Source organism: Variovorax sp. 770b2 (assembly GCF_900115685.1).
In the GTDB taxonomy this organism is placed as follows: domain Bacteria; phylum Pseudomonadota; class Gammaproteobacteria; order Burkholderiales; family Burkholderiaceae_C; genus Variovorax.
In genome coordinates this window covers 3,297,584-3,319,914 of sequence record NZ_FOXJ01000001.1, presented here as the reverse complement: position 1 = coordinate 3,319,914, position 22,331 = coordinate 3,297,584, and the positions used below count along the sequence as shown (strand labels likewise).

Annotated in this window: 23 protein-coding genes; 13 read left to right on the top strand and 10 right to left on the bottom strand. The window is 64.0% G+C overall.

The genetic code is table 11. The features are described 5' to 3' along the window. Positions 1-91 precede the first annotated feature (91 nt). From BM133_RS15380 to BM133_RS15325, 12 genes are all read left to right on the top strand, one after another. Positions 92-1,582, top strand: coding sequence for a DegQ family serine endoprotease (locus tag BM133_RS15380; protein ID WP_093434866.1), 1,491 nt, complete (start codon positions 92-94; stop codon positions 1,580-1,582). 522 nt (positions 1,583-2,104) lie between these two features. Then, positions 2,105-3,916 (top strand): translation elongation factor 4, encoded by a 1,812-nt coding sequence (gene lepA / locus BM133_RS15375; protein WP_093434865.1) that lies wholly within the window; start codon positions 2,105-2,107, stop codon positions 3,914-3,916. A gap of 7 nt (positions 3,917-3,923) precedes the next feature. Next, a complete protein-coding gene (gene lepB / locus BM133_RS15370; RefSeq protein WP_093434863.1) occupies positions 3,924-4,889 on the top strand; it encodes a signal peptidase I in 966 nt (321 codons plus the stop codon). Between the two features lie 31 nt (positions 4,890-4,920). Further along, positions 4,921-5,289 carry a DUF4845 domain-containing protein gene (locus BM133_RS15365; RefSeq protein ID WP_093434862.1) on the top strand — a complete coding sequence of 123 codons (369 nt, stop codon included), beginning with the start codon at positions 4,921-4,923 and terminating at the stop codon, positions 5,287-5,289. Positions 5,290-5,306: 17 nt separating this feature from the next. Beyond that, complete coding sequence (gene rnc, locus BM133_RS15360; RefSeq protein WP_093434860.1) at positions 5,307-5,993, top strand: ribonuclease III; 687 nt, start codon at positions 5,307-5,309, stop codon at positions 5,991-5,993. Between the two features lie 7 nt (positions 5,994-6,000). After that, the gene (gene era / locus BM133_RS15355; RefSeq protein WP_093434859.1) at positions 6,001-6,969 is read left to right on the top strand and encodes a GTPase Era; all 969 of its coding nucleotides are present in this window, start codon (positions 6,001-6,003) and stop codon (positions 6,967-6,969) included. A gap of 1 nt (position 6,970) precedes the next feature. After that, positions 6,971-7,744 carry a DNA repair protein RecO gene (recO, locus tag BM133_RS15350; RefSeq protein WP_093434857.1) on the top strand — a complete coding sequence of 258 codons (774 nt, stop codon included), beginning with the start codon at positions 6,971-6,973 and terminating at the stop codon, positions 7,742-7,744. Next, positions 7,741-8,529, top strand: a complete 789-nt coding sequence (locus BM133_RS15345; RefSeq protein ID WP_093434856.1) for a pyridoxine 5'-phosphate synthase — start codon at positions 7,741-7,743, stop codon at positions 8,527-8,529. The genes recO and BM133_RS15345 overlap by 4 nt, the downstream gene beginning before the upstream one ends. Further along, the gene (gene acpS, locus BM133_RS15340) at positions 8,526-8,942 is read left to right on the top strand and encodes a holo-ACP synthase (RefSeq protein ID WP_093434854.1); all 417 of its coding nucleotides are present in this window, start codon (positions 8,526-8,528) and stop codon (positions 8,940-8,942) included. Before BM133_RS15345 ends, acpS begins: the two co-directional genes overlap by 4 nt. Further along, on the top strand, positions 8,939-10,015 hold the full coding sequence (nagZ, locus tag BM133_RS15335) for a beta-N-acetylhexosaminidase (RefSeq protein WP_093434853.1): 1,077 nt from the start codon (positions 8,939-8,941) through the stop codon (positions 10,013-10,015). The genes acpS and nagZ overlap by 4 nt, the downstream gene beginning before the upstream one ends. Before the next feature lie 116 nt (positions 10,016-10,131). Beyond that, positions 10,132-10,806, top strand: a complete 675-nt coding sequence (locus BM133_RS15330; RefSeq protein ID WP_093434851.1) for a class I SAM-dependent methyltransferase — start codon at positions 10,132-10,134, stop codon at positions 10,804-10,806. A 33-nt stretch (positions 10,807-10,839) separates the two neighbouring features. Further along, positions 10,840-11,649 carry a glycosyltransferase family 2 protein gene (locus BM133_RS15325; protein ID WP_093434850.1) on the top strand — a complete coding sequence of 270 codons (810 nt, stop codon included), beginning with the start codon at positions 10,840-10,842 and terminating at the stop codon, positions 11,647-11,649. 11 nt (positions 11,650-11,660) lie between these two features. Here BM133_RS15325 and BM133_RS15320 read toward each other — a convergent pair whose 3' ends face one another. The 7 genes from BM133_RS15320 to BM133_RS15290 all read right to left on the bottom strand — a co-directional run bounded on the left by BM133_RS15320 (position 11,661) and on the right by BM133_RS15290 (position 18,483). Further along, the gene (locus BM133_RS15320; protein WP_143100136.1) at positions 11,661-12,554 is read right to left on the bottom strand and encodes a CgeB family protein; all 894 of its coding nucleotides are present in this window, start codon (positions 12,552-12,554) and stop codon (positions 11,661-11,663) included. A 21-nt stretch (positions 12,555-12,575) separates the two neighbouring features. Further along, a complete protein-coding gene (locus BM133_RS15315) occupies positions 12,576-13,202 on the bottom strand; it encodes a class I SAM-dependent methyltransferase (protein WP_093434847.1) in 627 nt (208 codons plus the stop codon). Between the two features lie 93 nt (positions 13,203-13,295). Then, on the bottom strand, positions 13,296-13,838 hold the full coding sequence (locus tag BM133_RS15310; protein WP_093434845.1) for a YgjP-like metallopeptidase domain-containing protein: 543 nt from the start codon (positions 13,836-13,838) through the stop codon (positions 13,296-13,298). Then, complete coding sequence (locus tag BM133_RS15305; RefSeq protein WP_371286324.1) at positions 13,835-15,112, bottom strand: Hsp70 family protein; 1,278 nt, start codon at positions 15,110-15,112, stop codon at positions 13,835-13,837. Before BM133_RS15305 ends, BM133_RS15310 begins: the two co-directional genes overlap by 4 nt. Beyond that, a complete protein-coding gene (gene lysS, locus BM133_RS15300; protein WP_093434844.1) occupies positions 15,109-16,671 on the bottom strand; it encodes a lysine--tRNA ligase in 1,563 nt (520 codons plus the stop codon). Before lysS ends, BM133_RS15305 begins: the two co-directional genes overlap by 4 nt. 123 nt (positions 16,672-16,794) lie before the next feature. Then, positions 16,795-17,421, bottom strand: a complete 627-nt coding sequence (locus BM133_RS15295; protein ID WP_093434842.1) for an LON peptidase substrate-binding domain-containing protein — start codon at positions 17,419-17,421, stop codon at positions 16,795-16,797. A gap of 30 nt (positions 17,422-17,451) precedes the next feature. Further along, positions 17,452-18,483, bottom strand: a complete 1,032-nt coding sequence (locus BM133_RS15290; RefSeq protein ID WP_093434841.1) for a glycosyltransferase family 2 protein — start codon at positions 18,481-18,483, stop codon at positions 17,452-17,454. A gap of 14 nt (positions 18,484-18,497) precedes the next feature. Here BM133_RS15290 and BM133_RS15285 point away from each other — a divergent pair, with 14 nt between their 5' ends. Continuing rightward, positions 18,498-19,058: a YggT family protein gene (locus tag BM133_RS15285; RefSeq protein ID WP_093434839.1), complete on the top strand. Its 561-nt coding sequence runs from the start codon at positions 18,498-18,500 to the stop codon at positions 19,056-19,058. Between the two features lie 160 nt (positions 19,059-19,218). On the opposite strand, the gene accD is transcribed toward BM133_RS15285, so the two are convergent. From accD to trpB, 3 genes are all read right to left on the bottom strand, one after another. Next, positions 19,219-20,091, bottom strand: coding sequence for an acetyl-CoA carboxylase, carboxyltransferase subunit beta (gene accD / locus BM133_RS15280; RefSeq protein ID WP_093434838.1), 873 nt, complete (start codon positions 20,089-20,091; stop codon positions 19,219-19,221). A gap of 63 nt (positions 20,092-20,154) precedes the next feature. Continuing rightward, entirely contained in the window at positions 20,155-21,000 is an 846-nt protein-coding gene (trpA, locus tag BM133_RS15275) for a tryptophan synthase subunit alpha (protein ID WP_093434836.1), read from the bottom strand. Then, positions 21,000-22,286, bottom strand: coding sequence for a tryptophan synthase subunit beta (gene trpB / locus BM133_RS15270; RefSeq protein ID WP_093434835.1), 1,287 nt, complete (start codon positions 22,284-22,286; stop codon positions 21,000-21,002). Before trpB ends, trpA begins: the two co-directional genes overlap by 1 nt. Positions 22,287-22,331 lie beyond the last annotated feature (45 nt).

The window sequence follows — 22,331 nt, the reverse complement described above, 5'->3', positions numbered from 1 at the left end:
CGCGGATGGCGCTGAACCAAGTCGTTGACGCTGACTCACAGCCTTTGTTGTTTTCGCCGCTCTCTCTCTTCGTTCTTTTGAAAGAAAACCGATGATGTTCAAAGTCGAGGGACACAAGCTCCGTTCCTATCTCTTCGCATTCGGCCTGGCCTGCACGGCGGCCGTGGGTTTCCTGCCAGCCACACCGGTCATTGCACAGACGCGCGGCTTGCCCGATTTCGCCGATCTCGTGGAGCAGGTGGGCCCCGCGGTCGTCGGGATCCGCACCATCGAGAAAGTCTCCGCGCGTGGGGGTGGCAGCGGCAGCGGGGAGATGGACGAGGAGATGCAGGAGTTCTTCCGGCGCTTCTTCGGGCAGCCATCGCCAGGCAATCCTCGTCCGGGCCCGGGCCCGCGCCCGAACCGCCCGCAGCAACCCCAGGAAGAAGAGCGTCCGCGCGGCGTGGGCTCGGGCTTCATCCTGACGGCCGACGGCTACGTCATGACCAATGCCCACGTGATCGAGGATGCCTCTGAAATCATCGTCACGTTGACCGACAAGCGCGAATTCAAGGCCAAGCTGATCGGCGCGGACAAGCGCAGCGACGTCGCCGTCGTCAAGATCGAGGCGACGAGCCTGCCGGTGGTGAAGATCGGCGACATCTCGAAGCTGCGCGTCGGCGAATGGGTGATGGCCATCGGCTCGCCCTTCGGCCTGGAGAACACCGTGACCGCCGGCATCGTGAGCGCGAAGCAGCGCGACACCGGCGAACTGGTGCCCCTGATCCAGACCGACGTTGCGATCAACCCAGGCAACTCGGGCGGTCCGCTGATCAACCTGCGCGGCGAAGTGGTCGGCATCAACAGCCAGATCTATTCGCGCTCGGGCGGCTACATGGGCATTTCGTTCTCGATCCCGATCGACGAAGCGATTCGTGTCAGCGACCAGCTGCGCACGACCGGGCGTGTCTCGCGCGGGCTGATCGGCGTTGCCATCGGCTCGGTCTCGAAGGACGTGGCCGAGTCCATCGGCCTGGGCAAGGCGCGAGGCGCGCTCGTGAGCAGCGTGGTGCCGGGTTCGGCGGCCGACAAGGCCGGCGTGCGCGAGGGCGACATCGTCATCAAGTACGGCGACAGGGTCATCGATACGCCGAGCGATCTCTCGCGCTCGGTGGCCAGCACCAAGCCAGGGGTCAAGAGCACGCTGACCGTGTTCCGCAACGGCAGTTCGCGTGAACTCTCGATCACTGTTGCCGAGGGCGATCCGGAAGCCAAGTCGTCCAAGCGCCAGCCTGACCGCGAAGAGCCGCAACCCAAGCCCTCGGCTGCAGGCAAATCGCTCGGCCTGGCGGTCAGCGACCTGACCGACGCCCAGAAGAAGGAACTCAAGGTGCGCGGAGTGCGCATCGACGCAGCGAGCGATGCCGCTGCGAAGGCGGGGCTCCGGGAAGGGGATGTGATCCTGTCGATCGGCAACATCGAAGTCTCGAGCGTCAAGGAGTTCGAGGCCGCGGTCGCCAAGGCCGACAAGAGCAAGGCGCTCAGCGTGCTGTTCCGCCGTGGGGAGTGGGCCCAGTACGCCCTGATCCGTCCCGCACGCTGATCTGGCGCTGCCGTCAAGTGGCCCCACCCGGCAGTCGGGTTTGGGGCCGTTTTTTTGAGGTGTTTACGACGTTCGGGCGCCGGGCGTTAAAAAAATCTGAAGCGCCAAAAGCGCCGAGATTTGTTTGTGGTCACTAACTTATTTGAAGGCTTAGGACGGTTTTCGGTAGAATAGAGCACTCGCGGCGGCCGGTCAGCGCATAAGGAGTGCAACGACCTTCACGATGCGAGATGTCAGACAGCAGTCCACCGGTGCTCCACAGATCGCCCACAAGTTGTTCATAGACTGCTCCACCGATCCTGTTGATAACCTGTTTATATCTTTGATGTTGTGGACCCGCAACGAGCCCTTTGGACCCTGTTCCCGGATGTACGTGCCTCCCTTTTTGCCTACAATGAAGTTCCAACTACTGCAGTTGCCATTGCTTGTTGGTTCAGGGCGCGTCTCCAGAAGACGCGCCCTTTTTTCTTGCCCGCTCACTGCTGGGCACGAGCCAATTCAAGTACTTAAGCGTTCCCGTTGATGAATCACATCAGAAATTTTTCGATCATTGCGCACATCGATCACGGCAAGTCGACGCTCGCTGACCGTTTGATCCAGCGTTGCGGCGGCCTCGCAGAACGCGAGATGGAAGCGCAGGTGCTCGACTCGATGGACATCGAAAAAGAGCGTGGGATAACCATCAAGGCGCAGACCGCCGCGCTGCACTACAAGGCACTCGATGGACAGGTCTACAACCTCAATCTGATCGACACGCCGGGCCACGTCGACTTCTCTTATGAAGTGAGCCGCTCGCTGTCGGCATGCGAAGGCGCACTGCTCGTCGTCGACGCATCGCAAGGCGTCGAAGCGCAGACGGTGGCCAACTGCTACACCGCGCTCGACCTCGGCGTCGAAGTGGTGCCGGTGCTCAACAAGATGGATTTGCCGAACGCCGATCCCGACAACGCGCGCACCGAAATCGAAGACGTGATCGGCATCGACGCGACCGATGCGATTCCGTGTTCCGCCAAGACGGGCCTGGGCATCGACGAGATCCTCGAAGCCATCGTGCACAAGATGCCTGCGCCGCGCGGCAATCCCGACGGCGCGCTGCGCGCGATGATCGTGGACAGCTGGTTCGACCCGTACGTCGGCGTCGTCATGCTGGTGCGCGTGGTCGATGGCCGGCTGGTCAAGGGCGAGCGCATCAAGATGATGGCGTCCGGCGCCATGTACAACGCCGACAACATCGGCGTCTTCACGCCGGCCACCGAAGCGCGCGCTTCGCTCGAGGCGGGCGAGGTGGGCTTCATCATCGCGGGCATCAAGGAGCTGCAGGCGGCCAAGGTCGGCGACACCGTCACGCTGATCAAGGCCGGCACGGGCGGCGCGGCCGCAACGGCCACCGAGGCGCTGCCAGGCTTCAAGGAAATCCAGCCGCAGGTGTTTGCCGGTCTCTACCCGACCGAAGCCAGCGAGTACGACTCGCTGCGCGACGCGCTGGAAAAGCTCAAGCTCAACGATTCGTCGCTGCGCTACGAGCCCGAGGTGAGCCAGGCGCTGGGCTTTGGTTTCCGCTGCGGTTTCCTCGGCCTCTTGCACATGGAGATCGTGCAGGAACGCCTGGAGCGCGAGTTCGACCAGGACCTGATCACGACCGCGCCGAGCGTGGTCTACCAGGTGGTGCGCAACGACGGCGAAGTCATCATGGTCGAGAACCCGTCCAAGATGCCCGACGTCGGCAAGATGAGCGAGATACGCGAGCCGATCGTGACCGTGCATCTCTACATGCCGCAGGAATACGTGGGCGCCGTCATGACGCTGGCCAACCAGAAGCGCGGCGTGCAGATGAACATGGCCTACCACGGCCGCCAGGTCATGCTGACCTACGAGATGCCGCTCGGCGAGATCGTGCTCGATTTCTTCGACAAGCTGAAGTCGGTGAGCCGGGGCTATGCCTCCATGGACTACGAGTTCAAGGAGTACCGCGCCTCGGACGTGGTGAAGGTCGACATCCTGCTGAACGGCGAGAAGGTCGATGCGCTCTCGATCATCGTGCACCGCACCCAGTCGCAGTACCGCGGCCGGGCGGTGGTCTCCAAGATGCGCGAGATCATTTCGCGCCAGATGTTCGACGTGGCGATCCAGGCGGCCATCGGGGTCAACATCATTGCGCGTGAGACAATCAAGGCGCTCCGCAAGAACGTGCTGGCCAAGTGCTACGGCGGTGACATCTCCCGCAAGAAGAAGCTGCTCGAGAAGCAGAAAGCGGGCAAGAAAAGAATGAAGCAGATCGGTTCCGTCGAGGTCCCGCAAGAGGCCTTCCTGGCGATTCTGCAAGTCGAAGACTGATCAAAAAATGGCACTCATCACTTCCCTGGTCCTTGCGGCGTTCGCCAGCTATGTCGGCGCCTGGTATTTCGGCGCGATCGAAGGCAACTTCGCATTGCTGCTGTTCGTGGCCACGGTGGTCACCGGCCTCTACTGGCTGGCCGAGCGCTTTTATTTCCTGCCCCAGCGCGAGCAGGCGGCCGCCAGGCTCGAGGCCTCGATGGCCGAACGCAACACGCGGCTGGCCGGCCAGGGCATCACCCAGGTCGACACGGCCGACACCAAGGCCAGCGAGCGCCTGCTGATGCAGCCCTGGTGGCTGGACTGGACGGCGGGCCTCTTCCCGGTGATCCTGGTGGTGTTCCTGCTGCGCTCGTTCCTCTACGAGCCCTTCAAGATCCCCTCGGGCTCGATGATGCCCACGCTGCTGACCGGCGACCTGATCCTGGTCAACAAGTTCACCTATGGCCTGCGCCTGCCGGTCATCAACACCAAGATCACCGACGGCACGCCGCTCGCGCGCGGCGACGTGGTGGTGTTCCGCTACCCGCCCAAGCCCAGCATGGACTACATCAAGCGCGTGGTCGGCATCCCGGGCGACGAAGTGGCCTACCTGAACAAGAAGCTCACGATCAACGGCCAGCCGGTGTCGAAGGTTGCGGCCCCCGACTATCTGGACGGCGAATCGATGCGCCTGCTCAAGGAGTTCGACGAGGACCTCGCCGGCAAGAAGCACAAGATCCTCAACGACGAAGGCGCGCCTTCCTTCGTGCCGGGCGCCAGCGACTTCCCGTTCCGCGAGAACTGCCGCTACTCCGTCGAAGGCGTGGTCTGCAAGGTGCCCGCCGGCCAGTATTTCATGATGGGCGACAACCGCGATAATTCGGCGGATTCGCGCTTCTGGGGGTTCGTTCCGGACAAGAACGTCGTGGGCAGGGCATTCTTCGTCTGGATGAACTTCGGCGATTTCGGTCGTATCGGTCCATTTCAATAAGCAGTCAACACTGTACGAGGGGTAAGAGGGCATGAGAGCAAACCGGTCCATCCGCAGCAGGGCTGCGCATCAGCGCGGCATCTCGTTCATCGGCCTGCTGTTCGTCGCGGTCGTGGTGGGGGGGCTTGGCGTGGTCATCGCGCAAGTCATTCCGACACTGATCGAATGGCAAGCCATCGACAAGGCCGCCAACAAGGCCAAGGAGGGCGCCACCGTGCCCGAAGTGCGCGCCATCTTCGATCGCGCGCAGGCCATCGACGACTTCAAGTCGGTCAGCGGCCGGGACCTGGACATCAAGAAGGTCGGCGACAAGGTCGTGGTCTCGTATGCCTACGAGCGCGAGATCCCCCTGTTCGGCCCGGCCTACCTGACGCTCAAGTACAAGGGCGAGACCCGCTGAACGCGGCGCTGAAAAAGGTGGACGGCAGCCTCGTCGCGCTGCAGGCGCGCCTCAAGCACTCGTTCTCCGACACGCGGCTGCTCCAGCTCGCGCTCACGCACCGCAGCTTCTCGTCCGACCACAACGAGCGCCTCGAATTCCTCGGCGACTCGGTGCTCAACCTGGCGGTCTCGCACCTGCTGTACACCCGCCTCTCGGCACTGCCCGAAGGCGACCTGTCGCGCGTGCGTGCCAACCTGGTCAAGCAGGACACCCTGCATCGCCTGGCGCTCGAACTCCAGTTGTCTCCGCTGTTGCGGCTGGGCGAGGGCGAGGCCCGTTCGGGCGGCCCCAGCCGGCCTTCGATCCTGGCCGACGCGCTTGAGGCGCTGATCGGCGCGGTCTACCTGGACGCTGGCTTTTCGGCCGCCGAGGCACTGGTGCGCCGGCTCTACGAATCGGTCGAGATCAACCCGCGCATGGAGGCGGCCGCCAAGGACCCGAAGACCGAATTGCAGGAATGGCTGCAGGGCCACAAAATGAAGCTGCCGCTGTACCGCGTGGCGGCAACGCTGGGTGCAGCGCACAAACAGACTTTCGATGTCGAGTGCGAGGTGCCCGAGTTGGGCCTTCGCGAACGCGGCATCGGCGGCTCGCGCCGCGCCGGCGAGCAGGCTGCCGCGGCTGCCATGCTGATCCGGCTCAAGGCACGCGGTGCTGCGTGAAATCACAATGAACGACGCTATCAATCCAGAAGCCGGACCCGAAGACGCCACAGGCGACACCGCGGGCGCCGGCGGACCGCAACACTGCGGCCTCATCGCCATCGTCGGCAAGCCCAACGTGGGCAAGTCGACGCTTCTCAACGCGCTGGTCGGCCAGAAGATCAGCATCACCTCGCGCAAGGCACAGACCACGCGGCACCGCATCACCGGCATGCGCACGCTGGGTGCGACACAGTTCGTGTTCGTCGATACGCCGGGTTTCCAGACCCTGCATGCCAACGCGCTGAACAAGTCGCTCAACAAGACCGTGCAGGGCGCGGTGGGCGACGTGGACCTGATCCTCTTCGTGGTCGAGGCCGGCAGCTTCACGCCGGCCGACGAGCGGGTGCTCAAGCTGCTGGGCAAGGGCATTCCGACCGTGCTGCTGGCCAACAAGCTGGACAACGTGCACCGCCGCGGCGACATCGCCCCCTGGCTGCAGACCATGCAGGCCAAGCACGCCTTCGCCGAATTCGTGCCGATGTCGGCCAAGAACGCCAAGGACGTCGAGCGCCTGTTCGGCATCTGCGAGAAATACCTGCCCGAGCAGCCCTGGTTCTACGCCGAGGACGAACTCACCGACCGCAGCGAGAAATTCCTGGCTGGCGAACTGGTGCGCGAAAAGCTCTTCCGCCTCACGGGCGACGAGTTGCCCTACACCTCGACGGTCATCATCGACAAGTTCGAAGAAGAGCCGCCCCAGAAGAAGGGCCAGAAGCGCCTCTTGCGCATTGCCGCCACCATCGTGGTCGAGCGCGACGGCCACAAGGCCATGGTGATCGGCGACAAGGGCGAGCGCATCAAGCGCATCGGCATGGAAACGCGCGTCGAGCTCGAGAAGCTGGCCGACGCCAAGGTGTTTCTCGAACTGTGGGTGAAGGTGCGCTCGGGTTGGGCGGACGACGAGGCCCGCGTGCGCTCCTTCGGCTACGAATGAAGTGGCCGCTGCCCACCGCGTTTCGCACGAACCGGCGTACGTGCTCCATCGCTACGACTGGAGCGAGTCGAGCCTGATCCTGGAGGTCTTCACCCGCCACCACGGGCGCATCGCGCTGGTGGCCAAGGGGGCGAAGCGGCCGAGTTCCAATTTCCGGCCGGTGCTGCTGCCGCTGCAGCCGCTGCAGCTCAACTACGGCGGCGACGCCGAGATCCGCACGCTCAAGGGCGCCGAGTGGATGGGCGGCCACGTCATGCCGACCGGCGAGGCCCTGCTCTCGGGCTACTACGTCAACGAACTGCTGCTGCGCCTGCTGGCGCGGGACGATGCGCACGAGGCATTGTTCGATGCCTATGCCGGCGTGGTGCAGGTGCTCGCGGGCGACCATGCCGGCGCGCAGGCCGCAACCCAGGCTGCGGCGCTGCGCGCCTTCGAACTGATCCTGCTGCGCGAGGTCGGCCTGCTGCCCGCGCTCGACGTGCAGACGCTGACCCTGGAGCCGCTCGCCCCCGACCTGCGCTACAGCCTCGTGCCCGAAGCGGGCCTGCGTGCCGCGGTGGACGGGGAGGCCGCGCTGGCCGGCGCCGACTGGCAGGCCCTGCAATCCGTGCTGGACGACCGCGCGCCTTTCACCGCGACCCTGCGCGAGATCGCCACCATGAACGCCGGCAGCAACAGCGCCCTCAGAAACCAACTGCGCGCCTTGCTCAACTACCATTGCGGCGTGTCCACGCTGCGCACGCGGCAAATGATGAGAGATCTGCAAGCACTATGAGCACTTCAGGCAACGCCAGCACCTTTGCGGTCACCTCGCTGTCAGTCAACCTCAACAAGGTGGCCTTGGTCCGCAACACGCGCCACCTGGGCATTCCGAGTGTGCTGACCGCCGCCAATGCCTGCCTGGCGGCCGGCGCCCAGGGCATCACCGTGCATCCCCGGCCCGACGCGCGCCACATCCGCGCGCACGACGTGAGCGACCTGTCCGCGCTGCTCGCCAAGGACTGGCCGGGCATCGAGTTCAACATCGAAGGCAATCCCTTCCAGAACCTGATGGACTTCGTGCGCGCGCTGAAGCCGCACCAGGCCACCTTCGTGCCCGACAGCGAAATCCAGTCGACCAGCGACCATGGCTGGACCTTCCCCGACGACGCCGAGCGCCTGCGCCCGCTGATCGCCGAGGCCAAGGCCCTGGGCGTGCGCGTCAGCCTGTTCATGGACCCGATTCCCGAGATGATGGCCGCGGTCAAGGCCGTGGGCGCTGACCGGGTCGAGCTCTATACCGAAGGCTATGCCGCATCGCGCGGCACCGCCGACGAAGACGCCGTGCTCCAGCGCTATGTCGAATCGGCACGGGCAGCCCAGGCTGCGGGCCTTGGCGTCAACGCCGGCCACGACCTGAGCCGCGACAACCTGGCCGCGTTCCTGCGCGCCGTGCGCGGCGTCCACGAGGTCTCGATCGGCCACGCCTTCGTCGCCGATGCGCTCGAACTCGGCTACGCCGCCACGACGCGCGAATACCTGCGCTGCATCACCGAGGCGCAACAGGCACGGCCTGCATGATCTACGGCATCGGCACCGACATCTGCGACCTGCGCCGCATCGCCGCGACCTTCGAGCGCCAGGGCGAACGCTTCGCGCGCAAGGTGTTGTGCGACGCCGAATTCGCGGTCTGGCAAGCCCGCAGCGCGCGCTGGCCCAAGCGTGGCCTGAGCTACCTGGCCACCCGTTTTTCCGCCAAGGAGGCCTTCAGCAAGGCCATCGGCCTGGGCATGCGGATGCCGATGACCTGGCGCCTGTGCGAGATCGCGAACCTGCGCAGCGGCAAGCCCGTCATCGTGCTGCACGGCGAGCTCAAGGACTGGTTCGAGGCCAAGGGCCTCACCGCCCACGTCACCGTGACCGACGAGACCGAATACGCCGCGAGCTTCGTCGTGGTGGAGCACCAGAGCAAAAGCAACGACAACGACGCATGACCGTGACGACCAGCACCCACGCGCCGCTCATCATCGATGTGGCGGGCGCCGAACTCAACGCCGCCGACCGCCGGCGCCTGGCCGACCCCCTGGTCGGCGGCGTGATCCATTTCACCCGCAACTGGCAAGACCGCGCGCAGATGACCGCGCTCAATGCCCAGATCAAGGCGATCCGCCCCGACCTGCTGATCTGCGTCGACCACGAAGGCGGGCGCGTGCAGCGCTTTCGCACCGACGGCTTCACGCGGCTGCCCTCGATGCGTTCGCTGGGCGAGCTGTGGATGCGCGATGCCATGCACGCCACTCAGGTCGCGACGGCGGCAGGCCAGGTACTGGCTGGTGAGCTGCGTGCCTGCGGCGTGGACTTCAGCTTTGCACCCGTGCTCGACCTTGACCATGGCGGCAGTACCGTGATCGGCGACCGCAGCTTTCATCGCGATCCGCGCGTGGTGGCGCTGCTGGCCAAGAGCGTGATGCACGGCATGCTGCAGATGGGCATGCGCAATTGCGGCAAGCACTTTCCGGGGCATGGGTTCGTGAATGCGGATTCGCATGTCGAAATCCCGGTTGACCGCCGCGGCCTCAAGGCGATCCTCGAAGACGATGCGCGGCCGTTCGATTGGCTGTCAGGCGCGCTCACGGCGGTGATGCCGGCGCACGTGATCTATCCGAAGGTCGACAAGCGCCCGGCCGGGTTTTCGTCGAAATGGCTGAAAGACGTGTTGCGCACCCGGCTTGCATTCGACGGCGCGATCTTCAGCGACGACCTGAGCATGGAGGCGGGGCGCTACATCGATGGCCAACTGCTGAGCTTCACCGACGCGGCGCTGGCGGCGCTCGAGGCTGGCTGCGACCTGGCGCTGCTGTGTAACCAGAGCATTGGCAATGGGCGGCCGCTCGACGAACTGCTCGAGTGCTTTGGCGCGGCAAGGGCGGCGGGGCGCTGGCAAGCCGACGCCGACAGCGAGAGGCGGCGGCGGGCCTTGCTGCCGAGCGAGGCTGCGCCCGATTGGCAGGCGCTCGTTGCCTCGCACGGGTATCGCGACGCGCAGCGCTGGTTGCAGGCGAGCTAGAGACGCAGGGAATCCGGGAGCTTTGCGAAAAACCTGACAACCGCTGGTAAAAACTGTTAACCCCTTCCGGTACAGTCAAATACCCGTCCCGCCCACTCCCAGAGAGCACCTCTTCCATGGCACACATTGGCTACTCCTGGCCGACCTTCGATGCCTTGACGCAGCAAGTCGTCAAGACCATCAATCCCAGGCGCATCCTGGACATCGGCGCGGGTGGTGGCAAGTACGGCGCTTTGCTCAAAGACGTCGTGCCCGAGTGCGAACTGACGGCGCTCGAATGCGACGAGGCTGCATTTCCCCAACTGCGCGAAGTGGGCTACCACCACATCCTCCCCATCACCGCCGACAAACTCTACGAGCGCGGCAATGACCTCTATGACATCGTCATTCTGGGAGACGTCATCGAGCACATGCTCCACTCGCAAGGGCGGGACCTGCTGGAGTTCCTCAACTACCGCTCGCGCTACCTCATCGTCTCGACGCCCGAATGCATGCCAATGAGCCGGGCCGTGTTCTTCGAGGGCCACAACTCGCTGTGGCGCCCGGATTCCTTTGGCTGGCACGACTACTGGGCGCATCAGCAATGCGGCCTGATGCATTTCTATCTGCTCAGGGGCCACGACAACTGGGCCGGACCGGGGCTGGCCGAGGTCGTAGCTGCGGCCAACGCGGGGGGAATCTTCAATCACTACTCCGAAGAGAAGCAACTGCCCGTGCAACTGACCATTCGCGACACGCGCTACAAGGAGCCGGTGGACGAGAACAACGTGATGCTGTTCCGGCCCTTCTGACCTCAAGAAGCCTCTCGCGAGAACTCACGATCTATGGCGGAAATCGAAAAAACCTCTCTGCGCGACATCGACATCATCGTGTCGTACCGGGAAGCCAATGAGGAGCGGCGCGAAAATCTATACGCCGTTCTGGCGCATCTGGCGTATACCTATTCCGACTACCGGCTGTGGCTGATGGAGGCGGCGGCGTTGCCGAGCTTTGACTGGCAACGGTTGAAGGACCCGAAGATCCGGCACGTCTTCATTCCGCATGGAGGCCCGTTCCCCAAATCGATGCTCTATAACGTTGGTGTGCGGTTGTCCCGTAGTCCGGTGATCTGTTTTCATGATGCCGATTCGCTGGCGCGGCCGGTGATCCTGCGGCACTGCGTCGACGCATTGCTTGACGGCCAGAACAGTGACGTGCTCTGCCCCTACTGGAACGTCATCAACGTGTCCGGGGCGCTCAAGCAGAGTTTCATGGAGGTGCCCGACTACGAGCGCTTCACCTCGATCTACAACGAGCCTCTGCCAGCCGATGCCAACGAGATGTATGCGAGTGCCAACGGCGGCATCGTGCTGTTCAGGAAGCAGGAGTACATCCGTGTCGGCGGCTACAACGCAAGGCTCGAAGGATGGGGAGGCGAAGACGATGAACTGCTGCGCCGCGCCGGGCGGCTCGGCTTGCGTTGGCATTCATTCCACACGCCATTGGTCCATCTGCATCACGATACCAATTCCCGCGCCGCGCACATCGAAGGGATTCAGGGCACAGAAAACCTTCGGGCTTCGCTGGCCATCGAAGACATGTCGCAGGAAGCACTGGAGGCGCTCGCGCGCGAGCTGTCGAGTTTTTTTGACTAAGCGTGCGTTGCCTACGCACCGAGGATCGTGCTTTGCCAGGCAAAAAAATCATCGAGCGCCGGACCCAGAATCGCCGTCTGGCTTCGGCGACTGAAGGTCTCGAAACCGAGATGTTCCAGACGTTGACGCAGTTGTGGGGCTCCTGCTAAAAGTACGGCCATATCTGCAAGGTTGTCGTAGGCTGCGCCGGCGACAACTCGCCGCAACTCGGGATAAATCTCGCTGTCGCCGTAGAGTTCACAAAGCACGGCCTTGCGCTGCCGGAAAAGCATCGAGAGTCTTGGGATCTCCACAATGCGCGAGTTGTCGAAGTAGTGCATGTTGAGCACAAGCTTGGACCGGCGAATGAGCTCGTCGCGATAAACGTTGTCCCACAGGGAGCCGTCGTTGCAGACAATGTTGAGACCCTTCTTTTTCATGGCGAGAATGACCCTCTCGCGCCTCGGGCTCAAGGAACCAAAAAAGAGCACGTCGATATCCTGCAGTGCGTCGGGCAGAACGTCATCCGGACGCAGAGTGTTGGCAGCTTCTTCCTCATACCCGAGCGGCACATGATGCCCATTTGGGATGCCGAATTTGGCGTAGTGCGCCAGATTGGTCTTGCTGTAGTCCCAGACGTAGTGGGCTCTCAGCAGGGACAGATACGATTCCGTGTGGGCTTGGGAGCCTGAGACCAGTTGTTCGAAATTCACCACGATGCTGTTCGTGCGGATCTCCAACAGAGACTCAGGCGGCAGCTGATGCGCGAAGCACACGATATTGATGGCATCGGCGCGCAACGAGGCACGCTCGCTGCTTACCTCGTACCCCAGCTTTCTTGCCGCGACGATGAAGGTTTGGACCACATCGTCCACCATGTGCAGTGGCGCCAGCGACGTGAAATGCAGCGGCGTTGGATGGCTCATCTCACACGCAGCCTCAGTTGTTTACTGCAGACCCAAGACATTTCGCTTGTAGTAGTAATCCGCAAGAGCGGTCCGAAGTTCACTGGCCTTCTGAATCAGCTCTGGCGACGCCTCTTTCCCCAAGCCGAAGAAGTACAGATCGTGGCTCGTGTGGTCGTAGTTGAACGACCACACGGAAAACCAGCTGTCGCAAGGGATGATGGCCTTGAAATCGTCTTCGACCAGATTCTTGTAGTAGTTCTGGTCGTTCTGCATGGTTAGCGGAGAATCGGTCGGCGCGTACTCGGTGGTTCCATGCTGCCTGCGCCCGGTGGATGCACAAGTCATCACAACGAGACCGGATTCCTTGGCTACCCGAAGCATGTTGAGCCAGGTTTTGCGCCATCCCGGGTTGTGTTCCATGGCTTCACAGGAGATCACTACATCGAACTCGTTGGCTTTGGCGCCGTAGTCCTCGCCGTAGCAAACCAGATCGACGCCGTTGCCTTCGCCAACATCCAGCCCTATGTATTCGCACTCCTCGAAGTACGTGCGCACCGATCCATTGATGTCCAGGCTGCCGATTTCCAAGACCTTCTTGTGCTGAAAAAGGTCGCCGAGAAACTGTTTGATAGCGCCGACAAAGAACAATTGCTGTGGGTGCGACATGGCGTTTTCTATGTATGAAGAGTTGAGTGGCGCAGTTGCAAGTTAAAGCCCGCACCGGGCTTCCCCCAAGTGCGCCTTGCCGCGAAAGTTTACTTATGTTGATCGATCGATCAAAGGCCTGTTGCGGGCATCTATCGCCCAGAGCTTCGTTCCACCCGCATCCAAGTGCGTCAAATACAAACGCAGGTCAAATTCAAATCGATGGTAATCGGGCTCCATGTGCGTGCACAGTGAATAGAACGCCTTGTCATGGTCGCGTTCTTTCATATGTGCCAATTCGTGCACGGCGATCATCCGCAGCCACTCCGACGGCACTTCCTTGAACAAGCTGGCCACCCGAATTTCCCGCTTGGCCTTGAGCTTGCCGCCCTGGACGCGCGAGACCGTGGTGTGCGTGCCCAATGCATTGCGGATCACGTGCAGCTTGTTGTCGAACATCACCTTGGCAAGCGGCTCGGCCTTGCGCATGAAGTCGTTCTTTAGCCCACTCACGTAGTCGTAGAGCGCCCGGTCGGACTGGATGTCGTGCGCGCCGCCGGGATAGCGCTGGCTGAGCAGTGCCGAGAGCTTGTCTTGTGCGATCAGTTGCGCGACCTGTTCCCGCAGGCTCGCCGGATAGCCCGCCAGGTATTTCATGCCCGGCGCCGTTGAGGCGCGGCGCAGGCAAGGCCCGTGGCCACGCCGCCGAACAGGTCGCCTTCCACCAGATTCACGCCCGCGAAGCTTTTTCGCAAGGCGTGCTGGAAAGGGCGCAGGGCCGACGAGCCGCCCGTGAGGTAGATCGCATCGAGGTCACCGCTGCGCAGGCCCGCACGCTTGACGCAGGCATGTGCGCTCGCAATCACGTTCTCGAGCTGACCGGAAAGCTGTTGCGCCATGTCTGCGGGCGAAAGCGTGGCCGCCAGCCCCGGCTCCGCGCACGAGAGGTCGATCGAGATGGGCGCGTCGGTCACCGAGGCATCGATCTTTGCTTGTTCGACGGTGGCGGCAATGCGGTGGCCGTGGCGCTCTTCCAGCACTGTCATCAATCGATCGTGCAACTGCGTGTCGGCATAGCTGGTGCGCAGCTCCTTCGCCTGGCGCACCGCCTTGGCGGCATAGAGCCAGTTGATCAGGTGCCACGACGACAACTCGAAGAACACCTTGCTCGGCACCTCGCGGCCCTGCGGCCCGTGGTGGCGAAAGCCGAGCTGCGGCATCACGCGGTCGAGATTCAGGCGCTGGTCGAAGTCGGTGCCGCCGATGTGCACGCCGCTGGTGGCCAGCACGTCGTCGCTGCGGTCGGTGCGCGCGGCCCGGTCCGGGCCCACGCGCACGACGGTGAAGTCCGAGGTGCCGCCGCCGATGTCGACGATCAGCACCACCGATTCCTTCGTGATGCGCTGCTCGTAGTCGAAGGCGGCCGCGATCGGTTCGAGTTGAAAAGCCACGTCGCGAAAACCGGCCGCGCGCGCCGCATGGCGCAGGCTCTCTTCCGCGCGTTCGTCGCGCTTCGAATCGTCGTCCACGAAGTGAACGGGCCGACCGATCACGACCTGCTCGGGAATCCGGCCGAGCTCGCGCCCAGCTCGCACCGCCAGCTCGCGCAGGAAGCGGGCGATGATGTCCTCGAAGCTCACGAGCCCGTCGTACACCGCCGTCTTCTCCTGCATCAGCGCGCTGCCGAGCAGGCTCTTGAGCGAACGCATCAGGCGCCCTTCGACGCCCGAAAGGTACAGGGCGACGGCCTCGCGGCCGAAATGCGTGGTGCGGTCTTCGGCGTTGAAGAAGATCGCGGTCGGCAGCGTGGTGGCCGTGCCTTCGATGGGCAGCAGGCGGGCCACCCCGTCGACCCGGCAGGCCACGGCGGAATTGGAGGTGCCGAAGTCGATGCCGATCGTCGGCAGCGACGACGGTGAGGGCACGCTCAAGACTCCCTGCGCAGCGCCGGGAACAGGATCACGTCGCGGATGCTCGGCGAATCGGTCAACAGCATCATCAACCGGTCGATGCCGATGCCGCAACCCCCGGTGGGCGGCATGCCGTATTCGAGCGCGCGCACGAAGTCGTGGTCGTAGAACATGGCTTCGTCGTCGCCGCTGTCCTTGGCGGCCACCTGCGCGTTGAAGCGCGCGGCCTGGTCTTCGGCATCGTTCAGTTCGCTGAAGCCGTTGCCGAATTCGCGGCCCGTGATGTAGAGCTCGAAGCGCTCGGTGACCTCGGGGCGGTCGTCGTTGGCGCGCGCCAGTGGCGAGATCTCGGTCGGGTGCTCCATGATGAAGGTCGGCTGCCAGAGCTTCTCTTCGACAGTCTCTTCGAAGTACATCACCTGCAGGCTCGCCAGGCTGCGCTGCGAGAGCTTGTCCTTTTCTTCGCCGAGGCCGAGCTTGCGCAGGGCGTTGACGAGCCATGCGGCATCGTCCACGCCATCGCCAGCGTCGGTGTGCTTCAAGATCGCTTCGCGGATCGTCAGGCGCTCGAAGGGCTGTGTCAGGTCGACGGGCTTGCCGCCGTAGGTGAGCTGCTGCGAGCCCACGGCCTTGTCGGCGATGGTGCGGATCAGCGTCTCGGTGAAGTCCATCAGGTCGCGGTAGTTCCAGTAAGCCGCGTAGAACTCCATCATCGTGAACTCGGGGTTGTGCCGCACCGAGATGCCCTCGTTGCGGTAGCTCCGGTTGATCTCGAACACGCGCTCGAAACCGCCGACGATCAGGCGCTTCAGGTACAGCTCCGGCGCGATGCGCAGGAACATCTCCTGGTCCAGCGCGTTGTGGTGCGTCTTGAACGGCTTGGCGTTCGCGCCGCCGGGAATGGGGTGCAGCATGGGCGTCTCGACTTCCAGGAAGTCGTTGGCGACCATGAATTCGCGCAGGGCGCTCACGGCCTTGCTGCGTGCGGTGAAGCGCGTGCGCGCGGATTCGTCGGTGATCAGGTCGACGTAGCGCTGGCGGTACTTCTGCTCCTGGTCGGCCATGCCGTGGAACTTGTCGGGCAGCGGGCGCAGGCTCTTGGTGAGCAGGCGCAGCTTCGTCACCTTGACCGAGAGCTCGCCGGTCTTGGTCTTCATCAGGGTACCTTCGGCGCCCACGATGTCGCCCAGGTCCCAGCGCTTGAAGTCGGCGTAGATTTCTTCGCCGACCGCATCGCGCGTCACGTACAGCTGGATGCGGCTCGTCGCGTCCTGCACGGTGGCAAAGCTGGCCTTGCCCATCACGCGCTTGAGCATCATCCGGCCCGCCACGCTCACGGCAACAGCCTGGCCTTCGAGCGCTTCGGTTTCGGTGGCCCCATGCGCCTGGACGAGCGCTGCGGCGCGGTGGCTCGGCTTGAAGTCGTTCGGGAACGCAACGCCCTTGCCCTCGGTCTGCGCCGTGCGCAGCAGCTTGAGCTTTTCGCGACGTTCGGCGATGAGCTGGTTTTCGTCGACGGCAGGCGCAGCATTGGGCGTTGCAGCCGGCGTAGGAATGGGAGGGGTCAGGTGATCGGACATGAGGAACGGGTGAGGCGCAACAGGAACGTGCGCGAGCCGGTGATTTTAGCCGATCGGGTTCGAGCACGACCGGCTGCCAGCGCCCGCCAATCCTGCGCGATACGCTACGAAAAATATAGCTGACTATTCAGTGATGCCCGTGCGTGCGAGCAGATCGCTGACCAGCTCGAGCCGCATCAAGGGGCTGTCGAGTTCCATCAGCCGCTGCCGCAGTTCGAGCTGCATCGGCACCAGCTCGCACCAGCGGTTCGCCACCCAGCCGCAGTCGTCGAAGCGGTAGGGTTCGCCGATGGGCAAGCGCACGGTTTCCGCACCCTGCGCGCGTCGGCGTTCTTCGAGGGTGTCGACCAGGCGTCGCAAGGCAATGGCCGTGTGCTGGAGGTCGTCCGGAATTTCGAGCGTGATGTCGTCGATCACTGCTTCCACTTCGGCGACCCACAGCCCGTGCTTCTGCAGTTCGGTGCTCCGAATGCGAAAGCGCTGGGTGCCCACGCACTCGATCTGCAGCAGTCCGCTTTGCGGCGACTCGAACTCGCGGATGCTGGCCAGGGTGCCGACCGTGGCAAAGCCTTCGGCGTCGGCACCGGCTTTTCGCACTTCGCTGCCGTGGGTCAGGTTGACCACGCCGAAAGGCAGATCGGCCTTGCGGCACTTGCCGATCATGTCGAGGTAGCGCACTTCGAAAATGCGCAGCGGAAGGAGGCCACCGGGAAACAGCACCGTCCCCAATGGAAAAAGCGGAATTTGCACGTCAGGGCGGTTCGTCGCAGAACGTCGAAGTCAATGGGATTGAAAGATCAGATCGAGGATTTCCGCATGCTCGTTGCGCAGTATTCCTCTTGTCTCGAACCCTTGCCGCGCATTGTTCAGCAAGTTCAGGATCGATTGCCGGCAACCGCTTTCGCTTTGCCCCCAGCGGGTGTCGATGTGAGAGAGGGCACTGCGGGCGGCGCGATGAACGTCCACCATGTAGGCCAGTGTTTGCGGCATGTCTTCCTGACGCCGGTACAGCATCAGCAATTGCTCGCACTCCTGGCCACTCAGGCGTGGGAACAGCAGCGGCAGAAAGCGGCGGTAGATTCGGTCCTTGGAGGCGTACAGCCGATCCGCCTGCAGGATTCGCGAGGTCATGTTCGCATGGACACGGTAGCGCGTCAGGGGTTCGGGCAGGTTGGCGAAGCGCGCGCCGTGCAGCATGCAGTCCATCCAGAAGCCCAGATCGTCCACCACGTACAGATTGGGGTCGAATCGCAGCGCGTGCGCACGGTAGAAATCCAGCCGGCCCATCGTGCTCTGGTTCGCGAGGTACTCGAAGCCCTGGACCATGTGCGCCTTGATCGTCGCGTCGTCCGACGGCAGCATCGTGATGCCGACTTCGTCGTGAAAGTGCTCCAGCTGGCTGCCCACCACGGTGATCGAGGGCTCTCGTTCCAGCAGGGCCACCTGCAGCGCGAAGCGCTCGGGCGCGGCGCAATCGTCATGATCCACGCGGGCCAGGTACTTGCCGGAGGCCATCGACATGGCGATGTTCATGTTGGTCGGAAGCCCGACATTGACCGCGTTGCGATGCAATCGGATGCGCGCGTCGTCCAGACGGGCCAGGCGCTCCCAGGTGCCGTCCGAACTCGCGTCGTCCATGATCAGCAACTCGAAGTCGGTGAAGCTTTGCGCCATCAGGGACGCGATGGTTTCGACAACGAATTCGCCGCTGTTGAAAGTGGGAAGCACGACGCTGAGCAAAGGCATGGAAATCCGAAGGGGACGTGGGAGGCCGGAGGCCTTGTGATCCAAAATGGGCTCGTTGCCGCCCATCTCCTGAGACCCACATGTTGTACCAGATACCCTCGTTCCTTCTCGACGTGATCGTCGGCCTGCTCGGCGGCGCCTGCCTCCTGCGCCTGTACATGCAGTACCACCGGGTGCCGTTCGGCAATCCGCTCGGGCGTTTCGTGTTCGCGATCACCGACTGGATCGTGCTGCCGCTGCGGCGCATCGTGCCTGCGGTCAAGCGCTGGGACCTGGCGAGCCTGATCGCCGCCTGGCTGCTGGTGATGCTGAAGTTCCTGCTGCTGTGGCTCCTGATCGGCAACCTCGGCCGCATCGCCACCTTGCCGCTGGTGTCGCTCGTGGGGTTGCTGCAGCTTGCGATCTCGGGGCTGACCGCGCTCCTGGTGGTCTATGCCGTGCTGTCGTGGGTGCCGGGCGCGTCGCCGATGCTGCTCGACCTGATCTCCCGATTGGCCGAACCGCTGGTGCGGCCATTCCGCCGCTTCATCCCGCTGATCGGCGGCGTGGACCTGTCGCCCCTGGCCGCTATCGTGGTGCTGCAGGTGATCGCGATCGTGCTGAGCAATCTGCTGGTGTTTGCCTACCAACTGACTTTCTGAGCGCCCCCGGGGCCGGGCTGCGCCCAGCCCGCCCCCCGCGGGAGATCAAGTCAAGTGGCAAGGCCACATTGACTTGAGAGTCGCAGCAAACAAACAAAAAGGGCCCGGGTGCATTGCACCTGGGCCCTTTTGCTTTGGCTTGTCGCGTTTCGCTGCGCGGTCAGCTCACCGCGTCGGCTGGCTGGCGCAGCAGCATCGCGAGCGTGCTCGCGATGGTCTTGCGCAGTTCGCGGCGGTCGCTGATGAAGTCGATCGCGCCCTTGGTCTGCAGGAACTCGGCGCGCTGGAAGCCTTCGGGCAGCGTCACGCGCACGGTCGACTCGATCACGCGCGGGCCGGCAAAGCCGATCAGCGCCTTGGGTTCTGCAATGACCACGTCGCCCACGAAAGCGAAGCCGGCGCTCACGCCGCCCATGGTCGGGTCGGTCAGCACGCTGATGTAGGGCAGGCCCTTCTTCGCCAGGCGCGTGAGCGAGGCGTTGGTCTTGGCCATCTGCATGAGCGAGAGGAGGCCCTCCTGCATGCGCGCGCCGCCGGTGGCGGTGAAGCAGATGAAGGGCACCTTCTGTTCGATGGCCGTTTCGACGCCACGCACGAAGCGCTCGCCGACCACGCTGCCCATGCTGCCGCCCATGAATTCGAATTCGAAGCAGGCCACGACCACGTTGATGCTGTGGACCGAGCCGCCGATGACGACCAGCGCGTCGGTCTCGCCGGTGTTCTCCAGCGCTTCCTTCAGCCGCTCGGGGTACTTGCGGCTGTCCTTGAACTTCAGGGCGTCGACGGGGAGCACCTCCTGGCCGACTTCGTAGCGGCCCTCGGCGTCGAGGAACGCGTCCAGGCGCGCGCGGGCGCCGATGCGGTGGTGGTGGCTGCAGCTCGGGCAGACGTTCTGGTTGTGCTCCAGGTCGGTCTTGTAGAGCACCGTCTCGCAGGCCGGGCATTTGATCCACAGGCCCTCGGGCACCTGGCGGCGCTCGGCAGGGTCGGTTTGTGCGATCTTGGCGGGTAGCAGTTTTTCAAGCCAGCTCATAGGACTCCGGAATTAGCTCCCCTCTCCTTTGGGGGAGAGGGGCTGGGGTGAGGGCAACCGAGATTATCGGCCAGCCTCATTCTTGGGGGTAGCCGCCGGCAGGGCGTCCAGCGCCTCGCGGATGCCGGCGAGGAATTCGCGCACCGCGGGCACCACCTTCTCGCGCGGCTGCCCGTCGATCAACTGGATGATCCTGGTGCCGATCACGACGGCGTCCGCCGCCGATCCGACCGCCTGCGCGGTGCGCGCGTCGCGGATGCCGAAGCCCACGCCGACCGGGATGCTCACATGCTGGCGGATGCGCGGAATCATCTGGCCGACCGCCTCGGTGTCCAGGTGGCCCGCGCCGGTCACGCCCTTGAGCGACACGTAGTAGACGTAGCCGGTCGCGATGCGCGCGACCTGCGCCATGCGCTGGTCGGTGCTCGTGGGCGCCAAGAGGAAGATCAGATCGATGCCGGCGGCCTTCAGGTCGGCGGCGAAGGCCTCGCATTCCTCGGGCGGGTAGTCGACCACCAGCAGGCCGTCGACGCCGGCGGACGCCGCATCGCGGATGAAGGCTTGCTTGCCGTGCACGAGGTCATAGCGCTCGACCGGGTTGGCGTAGCCCATCAGCACGACCGGCGTGGTCGTGTCCTTCTGGCGGAAGGCGGCCACGATGGCGAGCACCTGCTTCATGCCGATGCCCAGTGCGAGCGCGGCCTCGCCGGCCTTCTGGATCACGGGGCCGTCGGCCATCGGGTCGGAGAAGGGCACGCCCAGCTCGATCACGTCGGCACCCGCCTCGACCATGCTGTGCATCAGCTCGGGCGTGATGTCGGCGAAGGGGAAGCCGGCGGTGACGTAGGGAATCAGGGCCTTGCGGCCCTGCGCCTGGAGCGTCTTGAAGGTTGCGGCAATGCGGCTCATCACTTGCCTCCCTTCACGCTCAGGCCGCGCATCGAGGGCCGGTCGTAGAAATCGACGCCCGACAGGTCGGCCACGGTACCGATGTCCTTGTCGCCGCGGCCCGAGAGGTTCACCAGGATCGACTGGTCGGGGCGCATGGTTTTCGCGAGCTTCAGCGCGTAGGCCACGGCGTGGCTGGATTCGAGCGCGGGAATGATGCCCTCCGTTCGACACAGGTAGTGGAAGGCCTCGAGCGCCTCGACGTCGGTGATGCCGACGTACTCGGCGCGACCGATGTCGGCCAGGTACGCGTGCTCGGGGCCGACGCCGGGGTAGTCGAGACCGGCGCTGATGCTGTGCGTCTCGGTGATCTGGCCGTCTTCGTTCTGCAGCAGGTAGGTGCGGTTGCCGTGCAGCACGCCGGGGCTGCCGCGAAGGATCGAGGCCGCGTGCTTGCCGCTGTCCAGGCCTTCGCCCGCCGCTTCCACGCCGATGAGCCGGGTGCCGGCAAACGGAATGTAGGGGTGGAAGATGCCGATCGCGTTGCTGCCGCCGCCCACGCAGGCGACCACCACGTCGGGCTGCCTGCCCTCGGCTTCACCCGTGATGCCGTCGGCCGCGAGCATGGCGGGCATCTGCTCGATGCACTCGGTGCCGATCACGCTCTGGAAGTCGCGCACCATCGTCGGGTAGGGGTGCGGGCCTGCCACGGTGCCGATGATGTAGAAGGTGTTTTCCACGTTCGTCACCCAGTCGCGCATCGCCTCGTTGAGCGCGTCCTTCAGCGTCTTGCTGCCCGACTCCACCGGCACCACGGTGGCACCGAGCAGGTTCATGCGGTAGACGTTGGGGCTCTGGCGCTTCACGTCCTGGCTGCCCATGTAGACCACGCATTCGAGGCCGTAGCGCGCACAGATCGTGGCCGTCGCCACGCCGTGCTGGCCGGCGCCGGTCTCGGCAATGATGCGGGGCTTGCCCATGTGGCGCGCGAGCATCGCCTGGCCGATCACGTTGTTGATCTTGTGCGCGCCGGTGTGGTTCAAGTCTTCGCGCTTCAGGTAGATCTGCGCGCCGCCCATTTCGCGGCTGGTGCGCGCGGCGTGGTAGATCGGCGAGGGGCGCCCCACGAAGTGCTTCAGCTCGTAGTGGAATTCGGCGAGGAACGCCGGATCGTTCTTGAACTTTGCATACGCGTCGCGCAGTTCGTTGATCGCGTGGGTGAGCGTTTCGCTCGCGAAGGTGCCGCCGTAGTTGCCGAAGTGGCCGGTGGCGTCGGGTTGCTGGTAATCCTGGAAATTGCTTTGCATGGTTCTCGATCGTTGGGCCGCAGCCCGAATGACGATCGGGTGCGG

Coding starts and splice junctions, on each gene's coding strand:
- BM133_RS15380 (WP_093434866.1), top strand. CDS start 92: ATGATGTTCAAAGTCGAGGGACACAAGCTCCGTTCCTATCTCTTCGCA.
- lepB (WP_093434863.1), top strand. CDS start 3,924: ATGGCACTCATCACTTCCCTGGTCCTTGCGGCGTTCGCCAGCTATGTC.
- trpB (WP_093434835.1), bottom strand. CDS start 22,286: ATGCAAAGCAATTTCCAGGATTACCAGCAACCCGACGCCACCGGCCAC.
- nagZ (WP_093434853.1), top strand. CDS start 8,939: ATGACCGTGACGACCAGCACCCACGCGCCGCTCATCATCGATGTGGCG.
- BM133_RS15325 (WP_093434850.1), top strand. CDS start 10,840: ATGGCGGAAATCGAAAAAACCTCTCTGCGCGACATCGACATCATCGTG.
- BM133_RS15290 (WP_093434841.1), bottom strand. CDS start 18,483: ATGGGCGGCAACGAGCCCATTTTGGATCACAAGGCCTCCGGCCTCCCA.
- lepA (WP_093434865.1), top strand. CDS start 2,105: ATGAATCACATCAGAAATTTTTCGATCATTGCGCACATCGATCACGGC.
- BM133_RS15310 (WP_093434845.1), bottom strand. CDS start 13,838: ATGAAATACCTGGCGGGCTATCCGGCGAGCCTGCGGGAACAGGTCGCG.
- BM133_RS15330 (WP_093434851.1), top strand. CDS start 10,132: ATGGCACACATTGGCTACTCCTGGCCGACCTTCGATGCCTTGACGCAG.
- BM133_RS15320 (WP_143100136.1), bottom strand. CDS start 12,554: ATGAGCCATCCAACGCCGCTGCATTTCACGTCGCTGGCGCCACTGCAC.
- accD (WP_093434838.1), bottom strand. CDS start 20,091: ATGAGCTGGCTTGAAAAACTGCTACCCGCCAAGATCGCACAAACCGAC.
- BM133_RS15345 (WP_093434856.1), top strand. CDS start 7,741: ATGAGCACTTCAGGCAACGCCAGCACCTTTGCGGTCACCTCGCTGTCA.
- BM133_RS15285 (WP_093434839.1), top strand. CDS start 18,498: ATGTTGTACCAGATACCCTCGTTCCTTCTCGACGTGATCGTCGGCCTG.
- BM133_RS15365 (WP_093434862.1), top strand. CDS start 4,921: ATGAGAGCAAACCGGTCCATCCGCAGCAGGGCTGCGCATCAGCGCGGC.
- lysS (WP_093434844.1), bottom strand. CDS start 16,671: ATGTCCGATCACCTGACCCCTCCCATTCCTACGCCGGCTGCAACGCCC.
- BM133_RS15315 (WP_093434847.1), bottom strand. CDS start 13,202: ATGTCGCACCCACAGCAATTGTTCTTTGTCGGCGCTATCAAACAGTTT.
- era (WP_093434859.1), top strand. CDS start 6,001: ATGAACGACGCTATCAATCCAGAAGCCGGACCCGAAGACGCCACAGGC.
- acpS (WP_093434854.1), top strand. CDS start 8,526: ATGATCTACGGCATCGGCACCGACATCTGCGACCTGCGCCGCATCGCC.
- trpA (WP_093434836.1), bottom strand. CDS start 21,000: ATGAGCCGCATTGCCGCAACCTTCAAGACGCTCCAGGCGCAGGGCCGC.